This is a genomic window from Methylorubrum pseudosasae (genome assembly GCF_029504475.1).
GTDB classification, from domain to species: Bacteria; Pseudomonadota; Alphaproteobacteria; order Rhizobiales; family Beijerinckiaceae; genus Methylobacterium; species Methylobacterium extorquens.
Genome location: NZ_JAQGDU010000002.1, coordinates 3589993 through 3609239, shown reverse-complemented (window position 1 = coordinate 3609239; position 19247 = coordinate 3589993). Strand labels below are relative to the sequence as shown.

17 protein-coding genes and 1 pseudogene are annotated in these 19247 nt (G+C 69.2%); 6 read left to right on the top strand and 12 right to left on the bottom strand.

The annotated features are described in order from the left end of the window. Positions 1–373: 373 nt before the first annotated feature. The 3 genes from M2437_RS17980 (at position 374) to M2437_RS17970 (ending at position 3975) form a co-directional block, all read left to right on the top strand. A complete protein-coding gene (locus M2437_RS17980) occupies positions 374–1708 on the top strand; it encodes a leucine-rich repeat-containing protein kinase family protein (protein ID WP_253388253.1) in 1335 nt (444 codons plus the stop codon). Between the two features lie 99 nt (positions 1709–1807). Continuing rightward, positions 1808–3346 carry a CYTH and CHAD domain-containing protein gene (locus tag M2437_RS17975; protein WP_253388252.1) on the top strand — a complete coding sequence of 513 codons (1539 nt, stop codon included), beginning with the start codon at positions 1808–1810 and terminating at the stop codon, positions 3344–3346. A 122-nt stretch (positions 3347–3468) separates the two neighbouring features. Continuing rightward, positions 3469–3975, top strand: a complete 507-nt coding sequence (locus M2437_RS17970; protein WP_182568046.1) for a CYTH domain-containing protein — start codon at positions 3469–3471, stop codon at positions 3973–3975. Between the two features lie 9 nt (positions 3976–3984). Here M2437_RS17970 and M2437_RS17965 read toward each other — a convergent pair whose 3' ends face one another. The 3 genes from M2437_RS17965 to M2437_RS17955 are packed head-to-tail and all read right to left on the bottom strand — an operon-like array spanning position 3985 to position 5788. Further along, entirely contained in the window at positions 3985–4866 is an 882-nt protein-coding gene (locus tag M2437_RS17965; RefSeq protein ID WP_253388251.1) for a sigma-70 family RNA polymerase sigma factor, read from the bottom strand. Further along, positions 4856–5320 (bottom strand): carboxymuconolactone decarboxylase family protein, encoded by a 465-nt coding sequence (locus M2437_RS17960; protein WP_082291317.1) that lies wholly within the window; start codon positions 5318–5320, stop codon positions 4856–4858. Before M2437_RS17960 ends, M2437_RS17965 begins: the two co-directional genes overlap by 11 nt. A 33-nt stretch (positions 5321–5353) precedes the next feature. Then, a complete protein-coding gene (locus M2437_RS17955) occupies positions 5354–5788 on the bottom strand; it encodes a cupin domain-containing protein (RefSeq protein ID WP_253388250.1) in 435 nt (144 codons plus the stop codon). 194 nt (positions 5789–5982) lie between these two features. Between M2437_RS17955 and M2437_RS17950 the strand changes: the two genes are divergently transcribed. Continuing rightward, on the top strand, positions 5983–7710 hold the full coding sequence (locus tag M2437_RS17950; protein WP_253388249.1) for an adenylate/guanylate cyclase domain-containing protein: 1728 nt from the start codon (positions 5983–5985) through the stop codon (positions 7708–7710). A gap of 8 nt (positions 7711–7718) precedes the next feature. On the opposite strand, the gene M2437_RS17945 is transcribed toward M2437_RS17950, so the two are convergent. From M2437_RS17945 to M2437_RS17935, 3 genes are all read right to left on the bottom strand, one after another. Further along, positions 7719–8540, bottom strand: coding sequence for an alpha/beta fold hydrolase (locus M2437_RS17945; protein ID WP_253388248.1), 822 nt, complete (start codon positions 8538–8540; stop codon positions 7719–7721). 68 nt (positions 8541–8608) lie between these two features. Further along, entirely contained in the window at positions 8609–9796 is a 1188-nt protein-coding gene (locus tag M2437_RS17940; RefSeq protein ID WP_253388247.1) for an L-dopachrome tautomerase-related protein, read from the bottom strand. A gap of 90 nt (positions 9797–9886) precedes the next feature. Further along, positions 9887–10981, bottom strand: coding sequence for a catalase family protein (locus tag M2437_RS17935; protein WP_253388246.1), 1095 nt, complete (start codon positions 10979–10981; stop codon positions 9887–9889). Positions 10982–11182: 201 nt separating this feature from the next. On the opposite strand from M2437_RS17935, the gene M2437_RS17930 reads away from it, so the two are divergent. After that, positions 11183–11425: a hypothetical protein gene (locus M2437_RS17930; RefSeq protein WP_015951539.1), complete on the top strand. Its 243-nt coding sequence runs from the start codon at positions 11183–11185 to the stop codon at positions 11423–11425. An 80-nt stretch (positions 11426–11505) separates the two neighbouring features. Here the strand turns inward: M2437_RS17930 and M2437_RS17925 are convergent, their stop codons facing one another. The 6 genes and pseudogenes from M2437_RS17925 to M2437_RS17900 form a co-directional block, all read right to left on the bottom strand. Beyond that, on the bottom strand, positions 11506–13638 hold the full coding sequence (locus tag M2437_RS17925) for a sodium-translocating pyrophosphatase (protein ID WP_012254400.1): 2133 nt from the start codon (positions 13636–13638) through the stop codon (positions 11506–11508). 347 nt (positions 13639–13985) lie between these two features. Continuing rightward, positions 13986–14111, bottom strand: a complete 126-nt coding sequence (locus M2437_RS17920) for a hypothetical protein (protein ID WP_499006930.1) — start codon at positions 14109–14111, stop codon at positions 13986–13988. 355 nt (positions 14112–14466) lie between these two features. Further along, complete coding sequence (locus M2437_RS17915; protein WP_253388245.1) at positions 14467–14814, bottom strand: hypothetical protein; 348 nt, start codon at positions 14812–14814, stop codon at positions 14467–14469. A 212-nt stretch (positions 14815–15026) separates the two neighbouring features. After that, positions 15027–15242: a hypothetical protein gene (locus M2437_RS17910; protein ID WP_253388244.1), complete on the bottom strand. Its 216-nt coding sequence runs from the start codon at positions 15240–15242 to the stop codon at positions 15027–15029. A gap of 217 nt (positions 15243–15459) precedes the next feature. Continuing rightward, positions 15460–16681: pseudogene (locus M2437_RS17905) on the bottom strand (LL-diaminopimelate aminotransferase). 145 nt (positions 16682–16826) lie between these two features. Then, positions 16827–17192 (bottom strand): hypothetical protein, encoded by a 366-nt coding sequence (locus M2437_RS17900; RefSeq protein ID WP_253388243.1) that lies wholly within the window; start codon positions 17190–17192, stop codon positions 16827–16829. Between the two features lie 127 nt (positions 17193–17319). Here M2437_RS17900 and M2437_RS17895 point away from each other — a divergent pair, with 127 nt between their 5' ends. Then, positions 17320–19137: a PHA/PHB synthase family protein gene (locus M2437_RS17895; protein ID WP_253388242.1), complete on the top strand. Its 1818-nt coding sequence runs from the start codon at positions 17320–17322 to the stop codon at positions 19135–19137. Positions 19138–19247 lie beyond the last annotated feature (110 nt).

Genomic DNA, 19247 nt, shown 5'->3' with positions numbered 1-19247 from the left:
AACAGGGGTGATGACCTCGCCGCCGGCCGCGTGGAAGGCTCGGGACCAAGTCTCGACCTCCTGCCGGCTTCAGCCTGCCTGTGCGTAGAACCGGGCGCGTCGGAGCATGGCGTCCCAGGTATCCTGAGGTAGGGCCTTCAGCCGTTCAGCATCGTCGCCGGCCTGCTTCACCAGCTTTTCGGCAGATTGTCTGCCGTCGCGGGCCCCGAAGCTCCGAGCCTTCTCGATTCGGCTCGGCAATCTCGTCGTGACCGCACCGACCTAGCGTGGTCTTCCAAGGGCTCGGCGATGCTACCAGTTCCATCCAAGCTGAAGGCGCTTGATCGCCGCCCGCCGGGCGGTCATCCCGGCGGGAGCCCCCCGTGAGACCCCCATGGACACTTCACCGCCCCCCACGCTGCAAGCCCTCCGCCGCGGCGACCTCGCCGGAGCGCGGGAGCTGCGACTGAGCGGAACCCTAAAAGAAGTCCCGCCCGAAATTTTTGGTCTCGCCGATACCCTGGAGCTGCTGGATCTCAGCGATTGCGGCCTCACCGCGCTCCCGGATGACATCGGCCGGCTCAAGCGGCTGCGGGTCCTGTTCTGCTCGGGCAATCGCTTCGAGCGTCTGCCGCCCGCGCTCGGGGATTGTCCGGCGCTGAGCCAGGTCGGGTTCCGCGCCACCGGCTTGCGGGAGGTGCCGGGCGAGGCGCTGCCGCCGGCCCTGCGTTGGCTCACGCTGACCGACAACCGGATCGCGCACCTGCCGGACGCCCTCGGCCGGCGCCCGCACCTGCAGAAGCTGATGCTGGCGGGAAACCGGCTGGCGGCGCTGCCACCCTCGCTCGAAGGCGCGCCAAGCCTCGAACTGCTGCGCCTCTCCGCCAACCGCTTCGACGCGCTGCCCGCTTGGCTGACGGCTTTGCCGCGGCTCGCCTGGATCGCCTGGGCCGGCAATCCCCTCGGCGGCGAGCCGGCGCCGGCCCGCGTGCCGCAGGTGCCCTGGGCGGCGCTGGCGCTCGGCCCGTGCCTCGGCGAGGGCGCCTCGGGGCGGATCCACCGGGCTTTGTGGCGTCGGCCGGATGGGGAGGCGGCGGTCGCGGTGAAACTGTTCAAGGGCCGCATGACCAGCGACGGGCTGCCCGAACAGGAGATGGCGGCCTGCCTCGCCGCCGGCCGGCATCCCCACCTCACCGGCGCGCTCGGGCGGATCGAGGGGCATCCGGACGGGGTGCAGGGGCTGCTGATGCCGCTGATCCCGGAGGGCTGGCGGGTTCTGGCCGGATCGCCGAGCCTGGAAAGCTGCAGCCGCGACGTCTACGCGCCGGATCTCGCCCTGGCGCCGGAAACGGCGTTGCGCATCGCGGCCGGCGTGGCGCGGGCGGCGGCCCATCTTCACGGCTGCGGCGTGCTCCACGGCGACCTCTACGGCCACAACACTTTGTGGGACGGGGGCGCGGGCGAGGCGGTGCTAAGCGATTTCGGAGCCGCCTCCGTGCTGCCGCGCGGCGAGGCCGGCGCCGCCTGGCAGCGCATCGAGACCCGCGCCTGGGGCATCCTGCTCGGCGAATTGCTCGACCATTGTGCGACCGAACCCGCCTGCATCGCGGATTGGCGCGCGCTGGAGCAGGCCTGTCGGGGGGCCGATCCCCGGGCGCGGCCGTCGATGGCGGAGGTTGTGCGCACCATATCCCCGCTTCTGTCGCTGGATCGTCACGCGGATGCGTGATCCATCACGGGTTCAGCCGCGTTGTGCCTGTCCCGGACGATGCGGCAGGATGTAGGCTCACATCCGCCACAACCCTCACGAGGAGCAGGACGAAACCGCATGAGCGACCCGCGCGAGATCGAGCTGAAGCTGGAATGCGAGCCCTCCGACCTCGCCGTCCTGCAGGATCATCCGCTCCTGCGGGAGGCGGCGGTCCAGGGGGAAGCCGAGCTCGCCTCCGTCTATTTCGACACGCCGGACCGGCAGCTGCACGCGGCCGGCCTCGGGCTGCGGGTGCGCGAGAGCGAGGGGCGCTTCGTCCAGACCCTCAAGGCCGAGGGCGATGGCCTGTTCGACCGGCCGGAATGGGAGCAGCCGGTCGAGGGCGCCGAGCCGGACCGGGCCGCGCTCGCCGACACGCCCTTCGCGCGCCGCGTCGCGGACGATGCCGCGCTGGAGCCGCTCTTCACCACCCGCGTCACCCGGCGGACCTACCTCGTCGAACAGGGCGAGTCCCGCATCGAGGTCGCCCTCGATCTCGGCCGGATCGAGTCGCCGGCCGCGGGCGACGACATCCTGTCGATCTGCGAGATCGAGCTCGAACTGAAGGAGGGGACCGCGAGCGACGTGTTCGCGCTCGCCTACGCCATCGCCGCCCTCGTGCCCGTGCGGCTCGGCGTGCGCAGCAAGGCCGAGCGCGGCTACGCCCTGGCCGCCGGCAAGATCGACCGGGTGCGCAAGTCGGAGCCGGTGCCGCTGCATGACGACATGAGCGCGGCGGAGGCGTTCCGCGCCGTCGCCCATGCCTGCTTGCGCCACATGCGCATCAACGAGGACATCCTGCTCAAGAGCCGCGACGCCGATGCGCTGCACCAGATGCGCGTCGCAATCCGGCGCCTGCGCTCGGCCTTCTCGCTGTTCGGCGACCTCGTGGACGATCCGCTCGGCGTTCGCATCCGCGCGGAGCTGAAGGCGGCGACCGAGCCGCTGGGCCGGGCGCGCAACCTCGATGTCTTCCTCGCCACCATCCTGCCGGCCGAGCGCGAGCGCCATCCCGACGAGGTCGGCCTGCTCGGCCTCGAGCGGCAGCTCGAAGACGAGCGTGCGAAGGCCTATCGCGACCTCGCCGCGCTGCTGCGCTCCGATGCGTGGCGGATGCTGCTGCTCGACCTGATCGGCTGGATCAATGCCGGCCCCTGGCTGCGGGACGACAGCCCCGGCCGCGTCTCCCTGCGCGAGGAGCCGGCCCGCGTCTTCGCCGCCCGCGAACTCGACCGGCGGCGGCGGCAGGTGAAGCGGCGCGGGCGCCATCTCGATGACCTCGACCCCGAGGAGCGCCACCGGGTGCGCATCGCCGCCAAGAAGCTGCGCTACGGCGCGGAATTCTTCGCGCCGTTGTTCCCCGGCAAGAAGGCGGGCAAGCGCCACGGCGCTTTCGGCAAGGCGCTTTCCGACCTGCAGGACCATCTCGGCGCGCTCAACGACATCGCGACCGGCCACGAATTGATGCGGGACCTGACGGTCGAGCCAGCCGGCGCGACGACCCTGTTCGCCGCCGGGATGACGGCGGCCGATATCGAGGCGCGCAGCCGCAAGCTCCTGGAGGCGGCGGCCGAGGCGCACGAGGATCTCGTCGACACCAAGCCGTTCTGGCGTTGAGGTTATCCCGACCCGCGAGAGGGCGTTGCGCGGGAGACGATGGCGCGCAACCTGTGAGTACCGTAAGGCGGAGCGGCTGAAGGGGGCGGGAATAATCCCGCCGCCAGGGTCCTTTTGTGCCGATGCGTTTCGAGGTCGAGCGGAAATTCCTCGTGGCCGATGACGGCTGGAAGGCGGGCGTCGTCCGCCGGCACCGGCTCACCGACGGGCTGATCGGGCAGTTCGACACCGGCAAGGTGCGGGTTCGGCTCGACGAGGACCGGGCCTGGCTCACCATCAAGGGCGCGCGCGTCGGCCTCGGCCGGCCGGAATTCGAGTACGAGATTCCGCGGGCGGACGCGGAAGCGATGATGCGCCTCGTCTGTGACACCTGTTTCATCGAGAAGACCCGCCACTGCGTGCCGCATGCTGGGCTCGTCTGGGAGATCGATGTCTACGGTGGGACGCTGGCCGGGATGATCCTGGCCGAGGTGGAGCTGGAGCACGAGGACCAGGCTTTCGAGCGCCCGGCCTGGCTCGGCCTCGAGGTGACCGGAGATCCGCGCTTCCGCCAATCGGCGCTGCTGCGCCGCTTCGAGGAGGCCGGGCGCCGCGTCACCCTGGAAGAGGTGCTGGCCGCGCCGCTGTGAGGGCTGCGCTCAGCGCACGTCCGGCATCGCCACAGCTTCGGCCACGCGGCGCAGCTTGTCCGGGTTGCGGGTGATGTAGATGCCCGCGATCCGCCCGTCGCGGATGTCCAGTGCCGTCACTTGGAGGACGCCGCCGCGTTCCAGGCTGATGAAGCCCGGCAGGCCATCCACCCGCATGGCGCGGAGAAGGGTGGCGGGCGACCCGGCATATTTGCGGGCGAGCCCCGCGAACAGCCGCAGGACGCGATCGATTCCGCGAATCGGGTTGAGGAAGGCGATAACCTTGCCGCCACCGTCCGCCCGCATCGTCACGGTCTCGGACAGCAGGCCGCGCAGGGCGGCGACGTCGCCGCTGCGCGAGGCGTCGAAGAAGGCGCGCGCAATCCGCTCGCCCTCCTCGGGCGGCAGAGGGTAGCGCGGGCGCTCGGCGCGGACATGCTGGCGGGCCCGCACGGCGAGCTGGCGCACCGCCGGAGCCGCTCGCCCCAGCGTCGCCGCCACCTCGTCGAGGGGCACGCCGAACACGTCGTGCAGGAGGAAGGCCGCCCGTTCCAGGGGCGAGAGACGCTCCAGCGCCATCATCAGCGTGAGGGTGAGGTCGTCGCCGTCGATCGCCTCTTCCGTGTCGAGAGAGGGTTCCGGCAGCCACGGCCCGACATAGACCTCCCGGCGGGCGCGGGCCGATTTCATCGTGTCGAGGCAGAGCCGGGTGACGATGCGCGACAGGAAAGCACCCGGCACCGCGACGGCGGCGCGGTCCGCCGCCTGCCAGCGCAGCCACGCGCTCTGAACCACATCCTCCGCTTCGGCGAAGGAGCCGAGCATCCGGTAGGCAAGGCGGGTCAGCCGCGCCCGCTCCGCCTCGAACGGATCGGACGCTTCAGGCCGCATCACGGGACGGGTCGGGATGGTGGACGCCGCGCAGGCCGACCTGCAACCGGTTCCACAGGTTGATCGCGCCGATCTGAAGCGTGAGCTGCACCTGTTCGGCCTCCGTGAAGGACGTCCGCAGGTCGGCATAGAGCGCGTCGGGCGCACCCGTCTCCGACAGGCGGGTCAGCGCCTCGGTCCAGGCCAAGGCCGCGCGCTCGCGCGGGCTGTAGAGCGCCGCCTCTCGCCACGCGTTGAGCAGAACGATCCGCATCTCGCTCTCGCCATGCCGGCGGGCCTCGGTGGTGTGCAGGCCGATGCAGTAGGCGCAGCCGTTGATCTGCGAGGCGCGCAGCTTCACGAGATCGATCAGGCTCCGCTCGAGGCCACCGGTCCGCAGGCTCGTCTCCACCGCGAGCATCGCCTTGATGGCGGCGGGTGCGTGATCGTAAGGGTTTTCGACACGCGGTGTCATGGGCTTCTTCCTTCTCGTTGCAGAGGGTGAGGTTCAGCGGATTGGCGTGGTCAGGCTGGTCTCGTCGCTGTCGAGGACGAAGACGGCGAGCAGGCGGGCCGGCTCGGTGGCGCTCGCGTTAGCGCTGACGGCGTGGCGGTCGCCGGGCATCTCCGTGAAGCTCTCACCGGCCCGGCAGACCCGCTCGGGCCCGTCGTTCACCCGGCTGCGGATCGCCCCTTCCAGCACCGTCGCGGTGATGAAGGCGCTCTTGGCATGCGTATGCGCGGGCGAGGCACCGCCCGGCCCGTAGGTGACGAGCACGGCGCGCAGGCTCTTGCCCGGCACGTTGGGCAGGGCATGGTCGAAGACGAGGGCGGCCGTGGCGTCCCCGCCTGTCCCGGCGGCCTCTCCCCCCTTCATCTCGTGAGCGGCAGCGCTCGTCAGCAGCGCCGCGAAGGCGGCGGCACGCAGACACGATCGGATCATCATCCTTCTCCATCGAAGCGGCGATGGGGAGGGCGGCAAGCCGGCCCGTTCCATCGTCATGCCCCCATGACGAGGCGGAAGGCGGCGCCGTGACATGGGACGCACGAATTTTTCCCGCGCGGCAGACAGTTTCGTCGGAGCGCCGCCGCGCGCTATGAGAGGCTGAAGCGGTTTTCGAAGAAGGAGCGGGGGCGGTGGGGCAGGCGGCGCGTCCGGGCTTCGGCCGCACCCTTGGCTTGCGCTGGCCCGCCCGGCCCACCCTGCGTCAGCTTCGCCTCGGCAGCGGCCTCGTGCTGTTCGCCTACGTGCTCACGCACCTGCTCTGCCACGCACTGGGCAACATCTCGCTCGATGCGCTGGAGACCGGGCTCACGGTGAAGGTTGCGCTCTGGCGCACGCCGCCGGCACTCGTGGTCCTCTACGGCGCGCTTCTCATCCACCTCGCCCTCGGGCTCCAGGCTTTCTACGAGCGGCGCTTCTACCGGGTGCGGCCGGCCGAGACCGCGCAGCTCCTGCTCGGCCTCGCGGTTCCCCTGCTCCTCCTCAGTCATGTCGTCGGCACGCGTCTGGCTTGGAGCGTGGAAGAGCTCGACCGGGGCTATGCCCAGGTTCTCTACGCCGCCTGGGTCGCCGCGCCGGGCCACGGCCTGATGCTGGCGGCGGGTCTGGTCGTCGCGTGGCTGCACGGCTGCTTCGGCCTCTATTTTTGGCTCCGGCTCAAGCGCGGCTTTGCCCGCGCCGCGCCCTGGCTGCTCGCGGGCGCGGTGCTGGTGCCGGTGCTGGCCCTCCTCGGCGTGGTGCAGGGCGGCCGCAGCGTCGCGGCGCTCGCCGCCGATCCAGCGTGGCGGGCACAGGAACTCGGGCCGAACCATCTCGGGCTGGCCGAGCAGACCGAACGGCTCGGCGCGATCCGGCGCGGGCTGTTCCTGGCCTATCTGGCGTTGCTCGCCCTCGTCCTGCTCGCGCGCGGCGCCCGCACCCTCGCCGAGACGCGGGGCGGCTTCGTGCGCATCGGCTATCCCGATGGGCGCACCGTGCGCATGCCGCGGGGGAGCAGCGTGCTGGAAGCGAGCCGGCGCGGCCGCATCCCGCATGCGAGCGTGTGCGGCGGGCGCGGCCGCTGCTCGACCTGCCGCATCCGGGTCGTCGATACGGAGCGCAGCCGCCTCTTGCCGGAGCCGGAACGGGCCGAGCGTCTCGTCCTCGACCGCATCGGCGCGAGCCCCGGCATCAGGCTCGCCTGCCAGCTCCGGCCCGACGGCGACCTCACCGTCGCGCCGCTGTTCACACCGCAGGCCCGCGCCGCCTCCGTGCGTGATCCGGAGCGGGCCGCGACCGGCGAGGAGCGGTTCGTCGTCGTGCTGTTCGCCGACTTGCGCGGCTCGACCCGGTTCGCGGAGGAACACCTGCCCTACGACACCGTCTTCGTCATCGGCCGCTTCCTCGGCGCCGTCGGCCGGGCGGTGCGCGAGTCGGGCGGAACCGTGAACCAGCATCTCGGCGACGGGCTGATGGCGATCTTCGGCCTCGATCGCGATCCCAAGCACGCGGCCCGCGACGCCCTCAAGGCGGTCGATGGCATCGCGCGCCATGTGGAGCAGCTCAACCGCATGCTCGCCGCCGATCTCGGCGAGCGCCTGCGCTACGGCGTCGGCCTGCATGCGGGCATGGCCATCGTCGGCGAGTTCGGCGACGAGACCGAATCCCGCTTCACGGTGCTCGGCGACACGGTCAACGTCGCCGCCCGACTGGAGGGGCTGACCGGGCCGATGCGGCAAGTCGCGATCGTCTCGGAGGCCGTCTACGAGGCCGCTGGCCTCTCCCCCGGCGCGCTGCAGGAGCTGACGCTGACGGGGCGCGCCCAGCCGCTCCGGGCGCGCCTGATTGGTGCCGACGCGTCGGCAGCACTTCAGGACGGCTGACCGGCCCCTTACGCGCGCAGGAAGGCCAGGAGATCCTCGGTCAGCCGGTCCTTGTGGGTGAAGGGGATGGCGTGCGGTGCGCCCTCGTAGATCGCGAGACGGGCGCCGGGAATGGCCTGCGCCGCGGCCTTGCCGCTGATGTCGAAGGGTACGGTCTGGTCAGCGTCGCCGTGGATCACCAGGGTCGGCACCCGGAATGCCGCCATGTCGACCCGGAAATCCGTCCCGCCGAACGCGCGCACGCAATCGACCGTCGCCTTGGGCGAGGCCCGCATCGCCAGCATCCCGGTCCAGGCCATCAGCTCCGACGAGGCCGGCGAGGAAGGCAGGCCGGCGCCGAAGAAGCTCTTGACGAAATTCGACCAAAAATGCGGCCGGTCCCTTTCGATCCCCTCGATCATCCCCTCGAACACGCTGGCATCGACGCCCTCGGGGTGATCGGGCGTCTTGGCGAGCATCGGCGTCACCGCCGAGACCAGCACCGCGCGCGCCACCCGTGCGCCGCCATGGCGCGCGAGGTAGCGGGCGATCTCGCCGCCGCCCATGGAGAAGCCGACGAGGGTCACGTCCTGAAGGTCGAGGCTGTCGAGCACGGCCTTCAGGTCGTCGGCGAAGGTATCGTAATCGTAGCCGCTCCAGGGCTGGTCCGAGCGCCCGAACCCCCGCCGGTCGAAAGCGATGGTGCGAAAGCCCGCACCTGTCAGAGCCGGCTGCTGATACTCCCACATGTCGGCATCGAGCGGCCAGCCGTGGATCAGCACGACCGGAGGGCCGCTGCCCCAATCCTTGTAGAAGAGGCGCGTCGCGTCCCTGGTCTCGATGAAGGGCATGCGGGGCTCCTTGAGCGGAGCGCGCCGATGCGCGCCCCATGGGTCCGTTGGGTCGTCAGAGGGCCGGCTCAGCGGGCCGGAGCGGTCTGGGTCGAGCCGGTGGCGTCGAAGGCGGGCGGCTTGATCGCCCACAGCTCTGTCGGCAGGCTGAGCGGCGCGCCGGGCTTGTAGTCGGCCGAATCCTGGATGTGCGAGGTGGTGACGTAGATCGTCCCGTCCGGCCCCTCGCCGAAGGTGTCCGGCCAGCGCAGGCTTGGGTCCTGCACCAGCGTGGCGAGCCCGTCCTTGCCGCCCGCGAGGTCGCGCACCTTCACCGCGTTGTCCTGCGGCGAGGTCACGTACATGCGCCCGTCCCGGCGGGCGATCAGCAGGCCGTCGGCGACGCCGTTCTCGCCGACCTTCACGACCTTGCTTGAAAGGCTCTTGTCGGTGAGCGTGTCGGGCACGACCGAGGCGGCGGCCCAGCCGGTGAGCGCATCGGTCGGCAGGCTGTAGAGCGTCTTGCCCTTGATCGCCTGCCAATAGAGCGTCTTGCCGTCGTTCGAGAGTGCGATGCCGTCGGCGGCGAATTCCACGCCGCGCCCGTCGGGCCGGCGCAGCGGCTGGCCGTCGTAGCTCACGGTCACCGACTTGTCGGGCATGGTCGAGGGATCGCCCGACAGGATGCGCTTGGCCGATCCGCTGTCGAGATCGACGACGATCAGCGCGCCCTCGGCACCGGAATCGGTGAGGTAGGCGGTCTTGCCGTCCGGCGAGATCCGCACGTCGTTGAGGTAGGAGGCTTGGAGAACCGTTGTGGTGTCGAACGGAATCGTCTTGATGACCTTGTTGGTTTTCAGGTCGATCCCGACGAGCTTCGGCCCGTCCTTGATCACATGCGCCATGGCGGGGGCGGCGGCGTCGACCACCCAGAGCCGGTCCTGCCCGTCGGCGACGACGCTCTGCACGCAGACGAAATGGTCCTTCGGCGAGAGTTCATCCGCCCGCGCGTTGCGCCACGCGTTCCACTGGTCGTCGGGGAAAGGCACGGGCTTGCCGTCCTTCAGTTCGGCCACCGAGACCGGCGCGTCCTCGCTCCAGCGCGGGAAGTTGACGAAGATGCGCCCGTCGCGAGCCACCGTGATGCCGGTCACCTGATGCTCAAAGCTGGCGACTTTGGTGAGCGCGGCCTTTCCCTCCTGCGCTCGGGCGGGGAGGGGGTTCACCATCGTGCCCGTGAGGAGTGCCACGGCGAGGGCGGTCAGGGATCTGGTCATGGTCGGACAACCTCGGGCCGATGATCGGCGGGATTGCCAGCGCAACCCCGGCGCATGCGGCCGGGGTCCTTCACGAAAGCGTTGTCCCCGTCAGGCCGGCACGTCGTCGATCGAGGCCGGCTCCGCCTCCGGCACGCCGTTGCGCGCGTGGCGAAAGCGGGAGAGCGCCTGATAGGTCTTCAGCCGCGCCCGCATCAGCGAGCCCAGCGGCCGGTGCGCCACGAGGCTGTGAGCGGGACGGAAGGAGAGCACGTCGTCGGCGTAGTTCCGCCGGGCCTCGCTGAGCGCGTCCTGCGCCGGCAGAACGAGGCGGGCAACGGTGCGATAGGGGCTCTGCGCCTCGTCCCAGCGCTTCAAGGCGTCCTCGACCGGCATCGCTTCGAGGTTCAGGCAGAGCTGGACGCGAATCTCGAACACCGCCTCGCTTCCCGCGAGATAGCTCAGCACCGCGTGGCGGAAGACGTTTCCGTCCTCGCGGCCGGTGTCGAGCCGCGCGTCGGCGAGCGCCGCCTGCGCCGGTGAGGCGGGAAAGGCGCCAAGCTTGGCGACGTGGTCGCCGTAGCGGAGCGCGGCCTGGGAGTAGTACGGCTCGACCAGCGGATGGTGCGGCACATGGCCGAAGAAGTCGAGGAGCGGCGAACTCTCGCCCGTCATCGATTTCACCACCCCGTCGAGCGCCCGCGCGCTCCGGGAGACCGCGGCCTTCACCGCTTCCGGGGCGGAGGTGCCGGCCTCCAGCTGCTTCATGCTGCCCAGGAAACCCTTGGCGTCGGGATTGGGGAAGACCGGCCCAGTGGCGAAGACGAAGTCCTGGGTCGGCGCCTCGTGGCCGGGCAGCTTGTCGCCCTCGACGCCGAGCACCTTGATCGCCATGCCGCGATGGGTCGAGACGCGGTCCTTCAGGAGTTCGCCGGGCCCCTGCGCGAAGCGCACGATGACGGAATGCGTGCCCGGCGTCGCGAACAGGCCCTGCGCCAGTTCGGGCGGAAGGTTCGGGAGGATTTCCATCGTACCGACGGCAACGCCGCTGATCTTGGCATGCGAGGCCCGCACCGCATGCCCGTAGCGCTTCGCGGTGATCTCGCTCTCGTGGGTCATCGCGGCGATGATCCGATCGATGGTCTCGTTCTCGTCGGGGCTCAGCGTCTCGATACCGTCGTGGTAGCGAATCGGTGCGGCAGTCATGAAAAGTCTCGCCTCTCAGCAAATCTGAGGGAGCGAACCGGGAGAACGCGTGAAAGTTCGGGCCGCGCCCCGGCCTACAACTTCTCATCGCGTATCTTTGAGGAGCCGGGCGTCGACGCGAATTCCGACCTGAAGTTCGCTGGAACGGTTCAGGTTCGCTCGCCGTTACAGGCGCAGATTTATCCCAATCGGAGGATTGTCATGCGCAAATCCCTTCTCGCCGCCGCCGCGGTTCTGACGCTCGCCGGGGCCTCGGGCGCCATGGCCCAGACCACCGTGATCGAGCGCGACGCGCCGGATCGGGTCGTGGTGGATCGCTCGCCCAGCAGCTCCTCGACCACCGTCGAGCGGCGAGAGCATTCGGACGGATGCTCCAGCAAGACGGTGACGAAGGAAAACGATGTGGGCGACCGCAAGACGGTCACCAAGGAGAACTGCGACTGATTTTCTTGGAATTTCAGTCCTGAAAAAAAAGAACCCGCCGCGGATGACCGCGGCGGGTTCTTTTTTTGCGATGTCCGGGCTCAGGCGTGGGCGAGCACGGCGAGCAGCAACAGGGCGATGATGTTGGTGATCTTGATCGCCGGGTTCACGGCGGGGCCCGCCGTGTCCTTGTAGGGGTCGCCGACGGTGTCGCCGGTCACGGCCGCCTTGTGCGCGTCCGAGCCCTTGCCGCCGTGGTGGCCGTCCTCGATGTACTTCTTGGCGTTGTCCCAGGCGCCGCCGCCCGAGGTCATCGAGATCGCGACGTAGAGGCCGGTCAGGATCACGCCGAGCAGCGAGGCGCCGACCGTGGCGAAAGCCTGCGACTTGCCCGCAATCGCCTGGATCACGAAGAAGATCACGATCGGCGACAGCACCGGCAGCAGCGAGGGGATGATCATCTCCTTGATCGCCGCCCGGGTCAGCATGTCCACCGCTCGGCCGTAATCCGGCCGGTCGGTCCCCTGCATGATGCCGGGCTTGGCGCGGAACTGGCGCCGCACCTCCTCGACCACCGCACCGGCTGCGCGGCCCACCGCCGTCATGGCGATGCCCGCGAACAGGAACGGGATCAGGCCGCCGAGCAGGAGGCCCACCACGACGTAGGGGTTGGAGAGGGAGAAATCGACGCTCACGCCTTGGAAGAAGCGGTACTGCGTCGGGCTGGCATTGGCGATGAAGTAGTTCAGGTCCGAGGTGTAGGCGGCAAACAGCACCAGGGCGCCGAGGCCAGCCGAGCCGATGGCGTAGCCCTTGGTGACGGCCTTGGTGGTGTTGCCGACCGCATCGAGCGCGTCGGTCGCCTTGCGCACCTCGGCGGGGAGGCCTGCCATCTCGGCGATGCCGCCGGCATTGTCGGTGACCGGGCCGAAGGCATCGAGGGCGACGATGAAGCCCGCGAGCGCCAGCATCGCCGTGACCGCGATGGCGATGCCGAACAGCCCGGCCAGCGCGTAGGTGGAGATGATGCCCGCCACGATGACGAGGGCCGGCAGCGCCGTCGATTCGAGCGAGATCGCGAGCCCCTGGATCACGTTGGTGCCGTGGCCGGTGACGGAGGCGGTGGCGATCGACTTCACCGGGCGGAAGTTCGTGCCGGTGTAGTACTCGGTGATGACGACGATCAGCGCGGTGATGACGAGGCCGAGCACCGCGCATCCGAACAGGGCGCCCGAGGAGAAGGTCAGGCCGGTATTCGTCGTGAAGGTGGTCGAGAACCCGCCGAACAGCGCGAGATTCACGCCGGCGATGGCCACGATCGAGAGCACGCCCGCCGCGATCAGGCCCTTGTAGAGTGCGCCCATGATCGACTGGTTGGCACCGAGCTTCACCGCGTAGGTGCCGATGATCGAGGTGACGATGCAGGCCGCCCCGATGGCGAGCGGGTAGATCATCATGGCTTCGAGCACGGGCGCGTTGCCCGCAAAGAAGATCGCGGCGAGCACCATGGTGGCGACCACGGTCACCGCGTAGGTCTCGAACAGGTCCGCGGCCATGCCGGCGCAGTCGCCGACGTTGTCGCCCACGTTGTCGGCGATGGTGGCGGGGTTGCGCGGATCATCCTCGGGAATACCGGCCTCGACCTTGCCGACGAGATCGCCGCCGACATCGGCGCCCTTGGTGAAGATGCCACCGCCCAGCCGCGCGAAGATCGAGATCAGCGAGGCGCCGAAGCCGAGCGCCACCAGCGAGTCGATGACTTCGCGGCTTCCCGGCGCCAGCCCGGCGCCGCGGGTGAGGAAGAGGTAGTAGAGGGCTACGCCGAGCAGCGCGAGGCCCGCCACCAGCATGCCGGTGACCGCGCCGGACTTGAAGGCGACCTCCAGCCCGCCGCCGAGCGACTGCGTGGCGGCCTGCGCCGTGCGGACATTGGCACGAACCGAGACGTTCATGCCGATGAAGCCGGCCGCGCCCGAGAGCACCGCGCCGATCAGGAAGCCGATGGCGACCTTGATCCCGAGAAAGTAGGCCAGAAGGACGAAGAGGACGACGCCGACGATCCCGATCGTGGCGTATTGGCGCCTGAGATAAGCCTGCGCGCCCTCGGCGATGGCGCCTGCGATCTCCTGCATGCGCTGGGTGCCGGCATCGCGTCGCATTACGTCACGGATAGTCACGACACCGTAGGCAACGGCGCAGAGCCCGCCCACGATGATCAGCAAAAGTGCGGTCATGCGTGCGTCCTTGATTTTTGATTGTGGTATGCCGAGCCCGGCCGGAATGGCCGTCGAACGTTGCTGCGACGTTGCTCGGCTTCAGGCGCCCTCCCTTGAGAAGCTGAACTTAATTGCCAAACTTCGGCGTCAAGCGCAAATGCCTCGTGCCGTTGAGAACCTTTCGAAACGGCCAATACGCAGAATACTGACAAGTTTCGCGTTATTGCAGTGCAATCGCTGCGGCGCCAGACATTCGGAGAAGCTGCCTTCGCTCCCCGTCCGGACAATCTCGAGGCAGCCCATTTTTGGCGTCGGCGCAGAAGATCGGAGGGCCGGGAGCACCTCGGATCGCGCGCCGCCTCGGCTCAGCCCGTAAAGCCGTCGGCCTCGATGGCCGCCGGGCTTTGCTTCGGGTTCCACAGACGCCAGGCGGAAGGGCTCATCGCCGCCGATGAGATGGTTGCTGCCGCGAGCAACGCCTTTGCCGGCATCGCCGATCTTCGGTTCGCTGCAAGGAAGCGAAGAAGCGGACCCGATACGATCAGGGGGCGTTGATCGGGCGTTCGGAAATCATCATCGATGTCCGGCCCCCAGACGGGCCGAAACGGTATCGAACTTGGCGCATCGAAGTTGGGGCGGGGCGCTCTCGGGACACGCGCCCCGGATTCAGGCCGCAATCACGCTGTCAGAGCAGTGCGGCCGGACGAATGCCGGACGCACGAGCGCGTTTACCGGCGGCGGCCGGCTCGGGAGAAAACGTCTCGATCCGAGACCGGGCGCAACCCTGGCCCATGCGCAGAAAACCGAGCGCCCGGCATGCCGACCGCGCGCCCCGAGGCCGGCGCCTCAACGCAACGGCGGAGCCCGGTAGGCGGGGGCCAGGACGTAGCCGTCCGAGGCACGGCGCGGGCCCTGCGGCGTCGCGACGACCACATTGCCGTAATAGTCGTTGCCGGTGGGGCCGAAACCGCCGCCATTCATCACGGTCGGCACCGGCACGGCACCGATGGCGCGCAGATCCTGACCGTCGGTGCTGATCGGCGGGCCACGGAAGCGGCCGCTCTCGGGATCGACCTCGTACACCGTCGGCCCGCGCGCATCGCCGTAGGGGCGATCCTGCAAGTTCTGGGCGGAAGCCCCCTGGGCGGCGAGCCCGAAGAGGGAGGCGGCAAGGAGGAGGCGGGCACGGGCCACGGGTTGCTCCGTCGTCGGCGCTCTTCCGACCGAAGCGATGGCCGCTCCGACCCGTGAGAACGCATCAAGATAGGACATGAGCCGATCGGGATCGCAGCGCAATCGGGATCGGCTCGGGCTGACGTCTCGAGGCTGCGATCAGACCCCGGAACGTGACAAGGAAACGTTGACGTGGAAAGGCCCGGCGTTCCCGGCCTTCCGCAACCGTCGCCTCACCCCTTCGATTGCAGGACGGTGCGCGGTTCGCGCACCACGGGGCTGCAATCGGACTTGTAGGCGTTCAGCGGGAGCGGCGTCGAGCTACAGGAATAGGCCTCCTCGGGCGAGGGGGCGGGTACGGGATCGCGCGCCAGGATCGGGTGGGGCGCGCAGGCTCCGGCGGCAGCGCCGGCGAGCGCCAGGGCGGCGAAGAGCTTCAGGCGGCGCATGCGGAACCTCGAAACGCGTCCGTCCGCCGGGACGACCCGGCGGCAAAACCGGACATGACCCTGCGGATACGGATGCCCGCTGACAAGCTTCCCCGGTCCGATGCCCGCCCGGACAGGGCCGATTGCGCGGGCCCTGTCGCCCCGCCGCAACAACGTCCGGCGCGGTTCATCCAGCCGCGCCGATCCCGCCATCAGCCGGGATCGGCGCTACGCGATACTAGACCGCCTTCTGCAACGGCACGACGTTGTGGAGCGTGCGGTCGGCGTTGTCGAAGAAGCGGCGGACGTTGCGGGCCGCCTGCCGGATGCGCTGCTCGTTCTCGACGAGCGCGATGCGGACATAGTCGTCCCCGTGCTCGCCAAAGCCGATCCCCGGCGCCACGGCGACATCCGATTTTTCCAGAAGCAGCTTGGAGAATTCCAGGCTGCCGAGCTCCCGGAATTTTTCCGGGATCGGCACCCAGGCGAACATCGAGGCTTCGGGCGTCGGCAGCTTCCAGCCGGCCTTGCCGAAGGACTCGACCAGGGCGTCGCGGCGCTTCTTGTAGGTCGCGCGCATCTCCTTGATGCAGTCGTCCGGTCCGTTGAGCGCAGCGGTGGCCGCCACTTGGATCGGCGTGAAGGCACCGTAATCGAGGTAGGACTTCACCCGCGTCAGCGCCGCGAGCAGGCGCTCGTTGCCGACGGCGAAGCCCATGCGCCAGCCCGCCATCGAGAAGGTCTTCGACAGCGAGGTGAACTCCACGGTGCAATCGATCGCGCCCGGCACCTGCAGCACGGAGGGCGGCGGGTTGTTGTCGTCGAAATAAACCTCGGCATAGGCGAGATCCGAGAGCAGGATCAGTTCGTGCTTCTTCGCGAAGGCGACGAGATCCCGGTAGAAGTCGAGGCTCGCGACGTAGGCCGTCGGGTTCGAGGGGTAGCAGACGACGAGCGCCACCGGCTTCGGGATCGAGTGGACGACCGCCTTTTCCAGGGCCGGGAAGCATCGCCGGGGTCGGCTCGGCGGGCACGGAGCGGATCACGCCGCCCGCCATCAGGAAGCCGAAGGCGTGGATCGGGTAGCTCGGGTTCGGCACCAGCACCACGTCGCCGGGCGCGGTGATCGCCTGGGCCATGTTGGCGAAGCCCTCCTTCGAGCCGAGCGTCGCCACCACCTGCGTGTCCGGGTTGAGGCTCACCCCGAAGCGGCGCTGGTAGTAGCCGGCCTGGGCGCGGCGCAGGCCGGCAATGCCCTTGGAGGCGGAGTAGCGGTCGGTGCGCGGCTTGCCGGCGGTCTCGACGAGCTTCTCGATGACGTGGCGCGGCGCGTCGAGATCGGGATTGCCCATGCCGAGATCGATGATGTCGGCGCCGCGGGCTCGGGCGGCGGCCTTGATCCGGTTCACCTGCTCGAAGACGTAAGGCGGAAGGCGCTTGATGCGGTGGAAATCGGTCATGGCGTTGGTCTGTCCGGTGTCGCGGAACTGATCCTCCCGCGAGGATGCGTCGGCGGTGAGGAGCCTGCCTGTTTACCATCGACGCGTTCGCGCGCCGACTTAAAAATCAACATCGCGAGGCCCCGCCGCGATCGGGGTGGAACGATCACTCCACCGGGTTGGGCGCGAGCCCCTGCGCGGCATTCTTGGCCGCCCCTTCCGCCGCGCGCCCTTTGGACTCGTTGCGGTTGCGTGCGCCTTCCAGCTCGGCCTGCAGGGCGCTCTGTCCGGCCGAATTGCGGGCGCGGATGACACGCCGGGGCGCCGATTCGCCCACCGGCATGTAGCTCGCATCGCTCTTGCGGGATTGCGCCACGAAATCGGGCGCCTCCACCGGCTTGATGCCGGAGCCCGCACCGACCATCGCCGCCTTCAGCGGATTCACGTCGCCGGAGCAGCCGCCGGTCGACGCCGCGGCGGCGAAAACCGGCAAGGCGATGGCGATGGCGCGGACGGTGCGGCGCACGTTCATGACAACGGTCTGAAAATGGAGTCTGGGATGGGCGACTTCTGCTGGGTGGAGCGTTAATTTGTCGGAAACGAGGCTCGGGCCGTCCCATGGGGCGGGATGCGGGCGGACCTTTGGGAGGACGTGTCGCGTGGGCACCGAGCGGACGAACCCGGCAGCGCCGGATTTCGAGACCATCGCGCGCAACGCGAATCAGCTCGCGGAGGTGTTCCGGCAATCGGCCGCCGCCTCGCTGAAGCCGTTCGAGCCCGCGGGCCAGGGAGCCCTGCTCCCGGGCGCGCAGCTCCAGGGCGCCAGCGAGATCGACGAGATGACTCGCACCCTCACGCGGGTCGCGGAGACGTGGCTGAAGGATCCCGAGAAGGCGCTCCAGGCCCAGACCAAGCTCGGCCAGTCCTTCGCCGCGCTCTGGGCCTCGACCCTGACCCGGATGCAGGGGGCCGTCGCCGAGCCGGTCGTCCAGCCCCCGCCGACGGACAAGCGCTTCGCCCATGCCGATTGGAGCGCGAACCCGGTCTTCGACCTGATCAAGCAGAGCTACCTGCTCCTTGGCCGCTGGGCCGAGGAGATGGTCGAGACGGCCGAAGGCATCGATGAGCACACCCGCCACAAGGCGGAGTTCTACCTGCGCCAGCTCCTCTCGGCCTACTCGCCCTCGAACTTCGTGATGACGAACCCCGAACTCTTGCGCCAGACGCTGGAGGAGGGGGGCGCCAACCTGATGCGCGGCATGAAGATGCTGCAGGAGGATCTGGAAGCCGGCGGCGGTCAGCTCCGGGTGCGGCAGACGGACCTGTCCGCCTTCACCTTCGGCAAGGACGTGGCGGTGACCCCCGGCGAGGTCATCTTCCGCAACGATCTGATGGAGTTGATCCAGTACGCGCCCACGACTGAGACGGTGCTGAAGCGTCCGCTGCTGATCGTGCCGCCCTGGATCAACAAGTTCTACATCCTCGATCTCAACCCGCAGAAGAGCCTCATCGGCTGGATGGTGTCTCAAGGGATCACGGTGTTCGTGATCTCCTGGGTGAACCCGGACGAGCGCCACCGCGACAAGGACTTCGAGTCCTACATGCGGGAAGGCATCGAGACCGCCATCGACATGATCGGCGTGGCGACCGGCGAGACCGATGTCGCCGCGGCAGGCTACTGCGTGGGCGGCACGCTGCTCGCCGTCACGCTGGCCTACCAGGCGGCGACCGGCAACCGGCGCATCAAGAGCGCGACCTTCCTCACCACGCAGGTCGATTTCACCCATGCGGGCGATCTCAAGGTCTTCGCTGACGAGGGGCAGATCAAGGCGATCGAGGAGCGGATGGCCGAGCACGGCTACCTGGAGGGCGCGCGCATGGCCAACGCCTTCAACATGCTCAGGCCCAACGACCTGATCTGGTCCTACGTCGTCAACAACTACGTGCGCGGCAAGGCGCCGGCCGCCTTCGACCTTCTCTACTGGAACGCGGACGCCACGCGGATGCCCGCGGCCAACCACTCGTTCTACCTGCGCAATTGCTACCTCAACAACACGCTCGCCAAGGGGCAGATGGTGCTCGGCAACGTGCGCCTCGACCTCAAGAAGGTGAAGGTGCCGGTCTTCAACCTCGCGACCCGCGAGGACCATATCGCCCCGGCGCTCTCGGTCTTCGAAGGGTCGACCAAGTTCGGCGGCAAGGTCGATTACGTGCTGGCGGGCTCGGGCCACATCGCCGGCGTCGTCGCCCCGCCGGGCCCCAAGGCCAAATACGGCTTTCGCACCGGCGGCCCGGCCCGAGGCCGGTTCGAGGATTGGGTCGCGGCGGCGACGGAGCATCCGGGCTCGTGGTGGCCCTACTGGTACAAGTGGCTCGAGGAGCAGGCACCCGAGCGCGTGCCCGCCCGCATTCCCGGAACGGGGGCGCTGCCTTCCCTGGCGCCGGCACCGGGCACCTATGTCCGCATGAAGGCGTGAGGGCATGAAGGTGTGAGGGATCGACAGGAACCGTGCACGCACTGCATCGCTGTTGCGGACACGGGACCGTGATTTGCCTTATCTGATCCTGGGGCCGGCTCCTGCCCCAG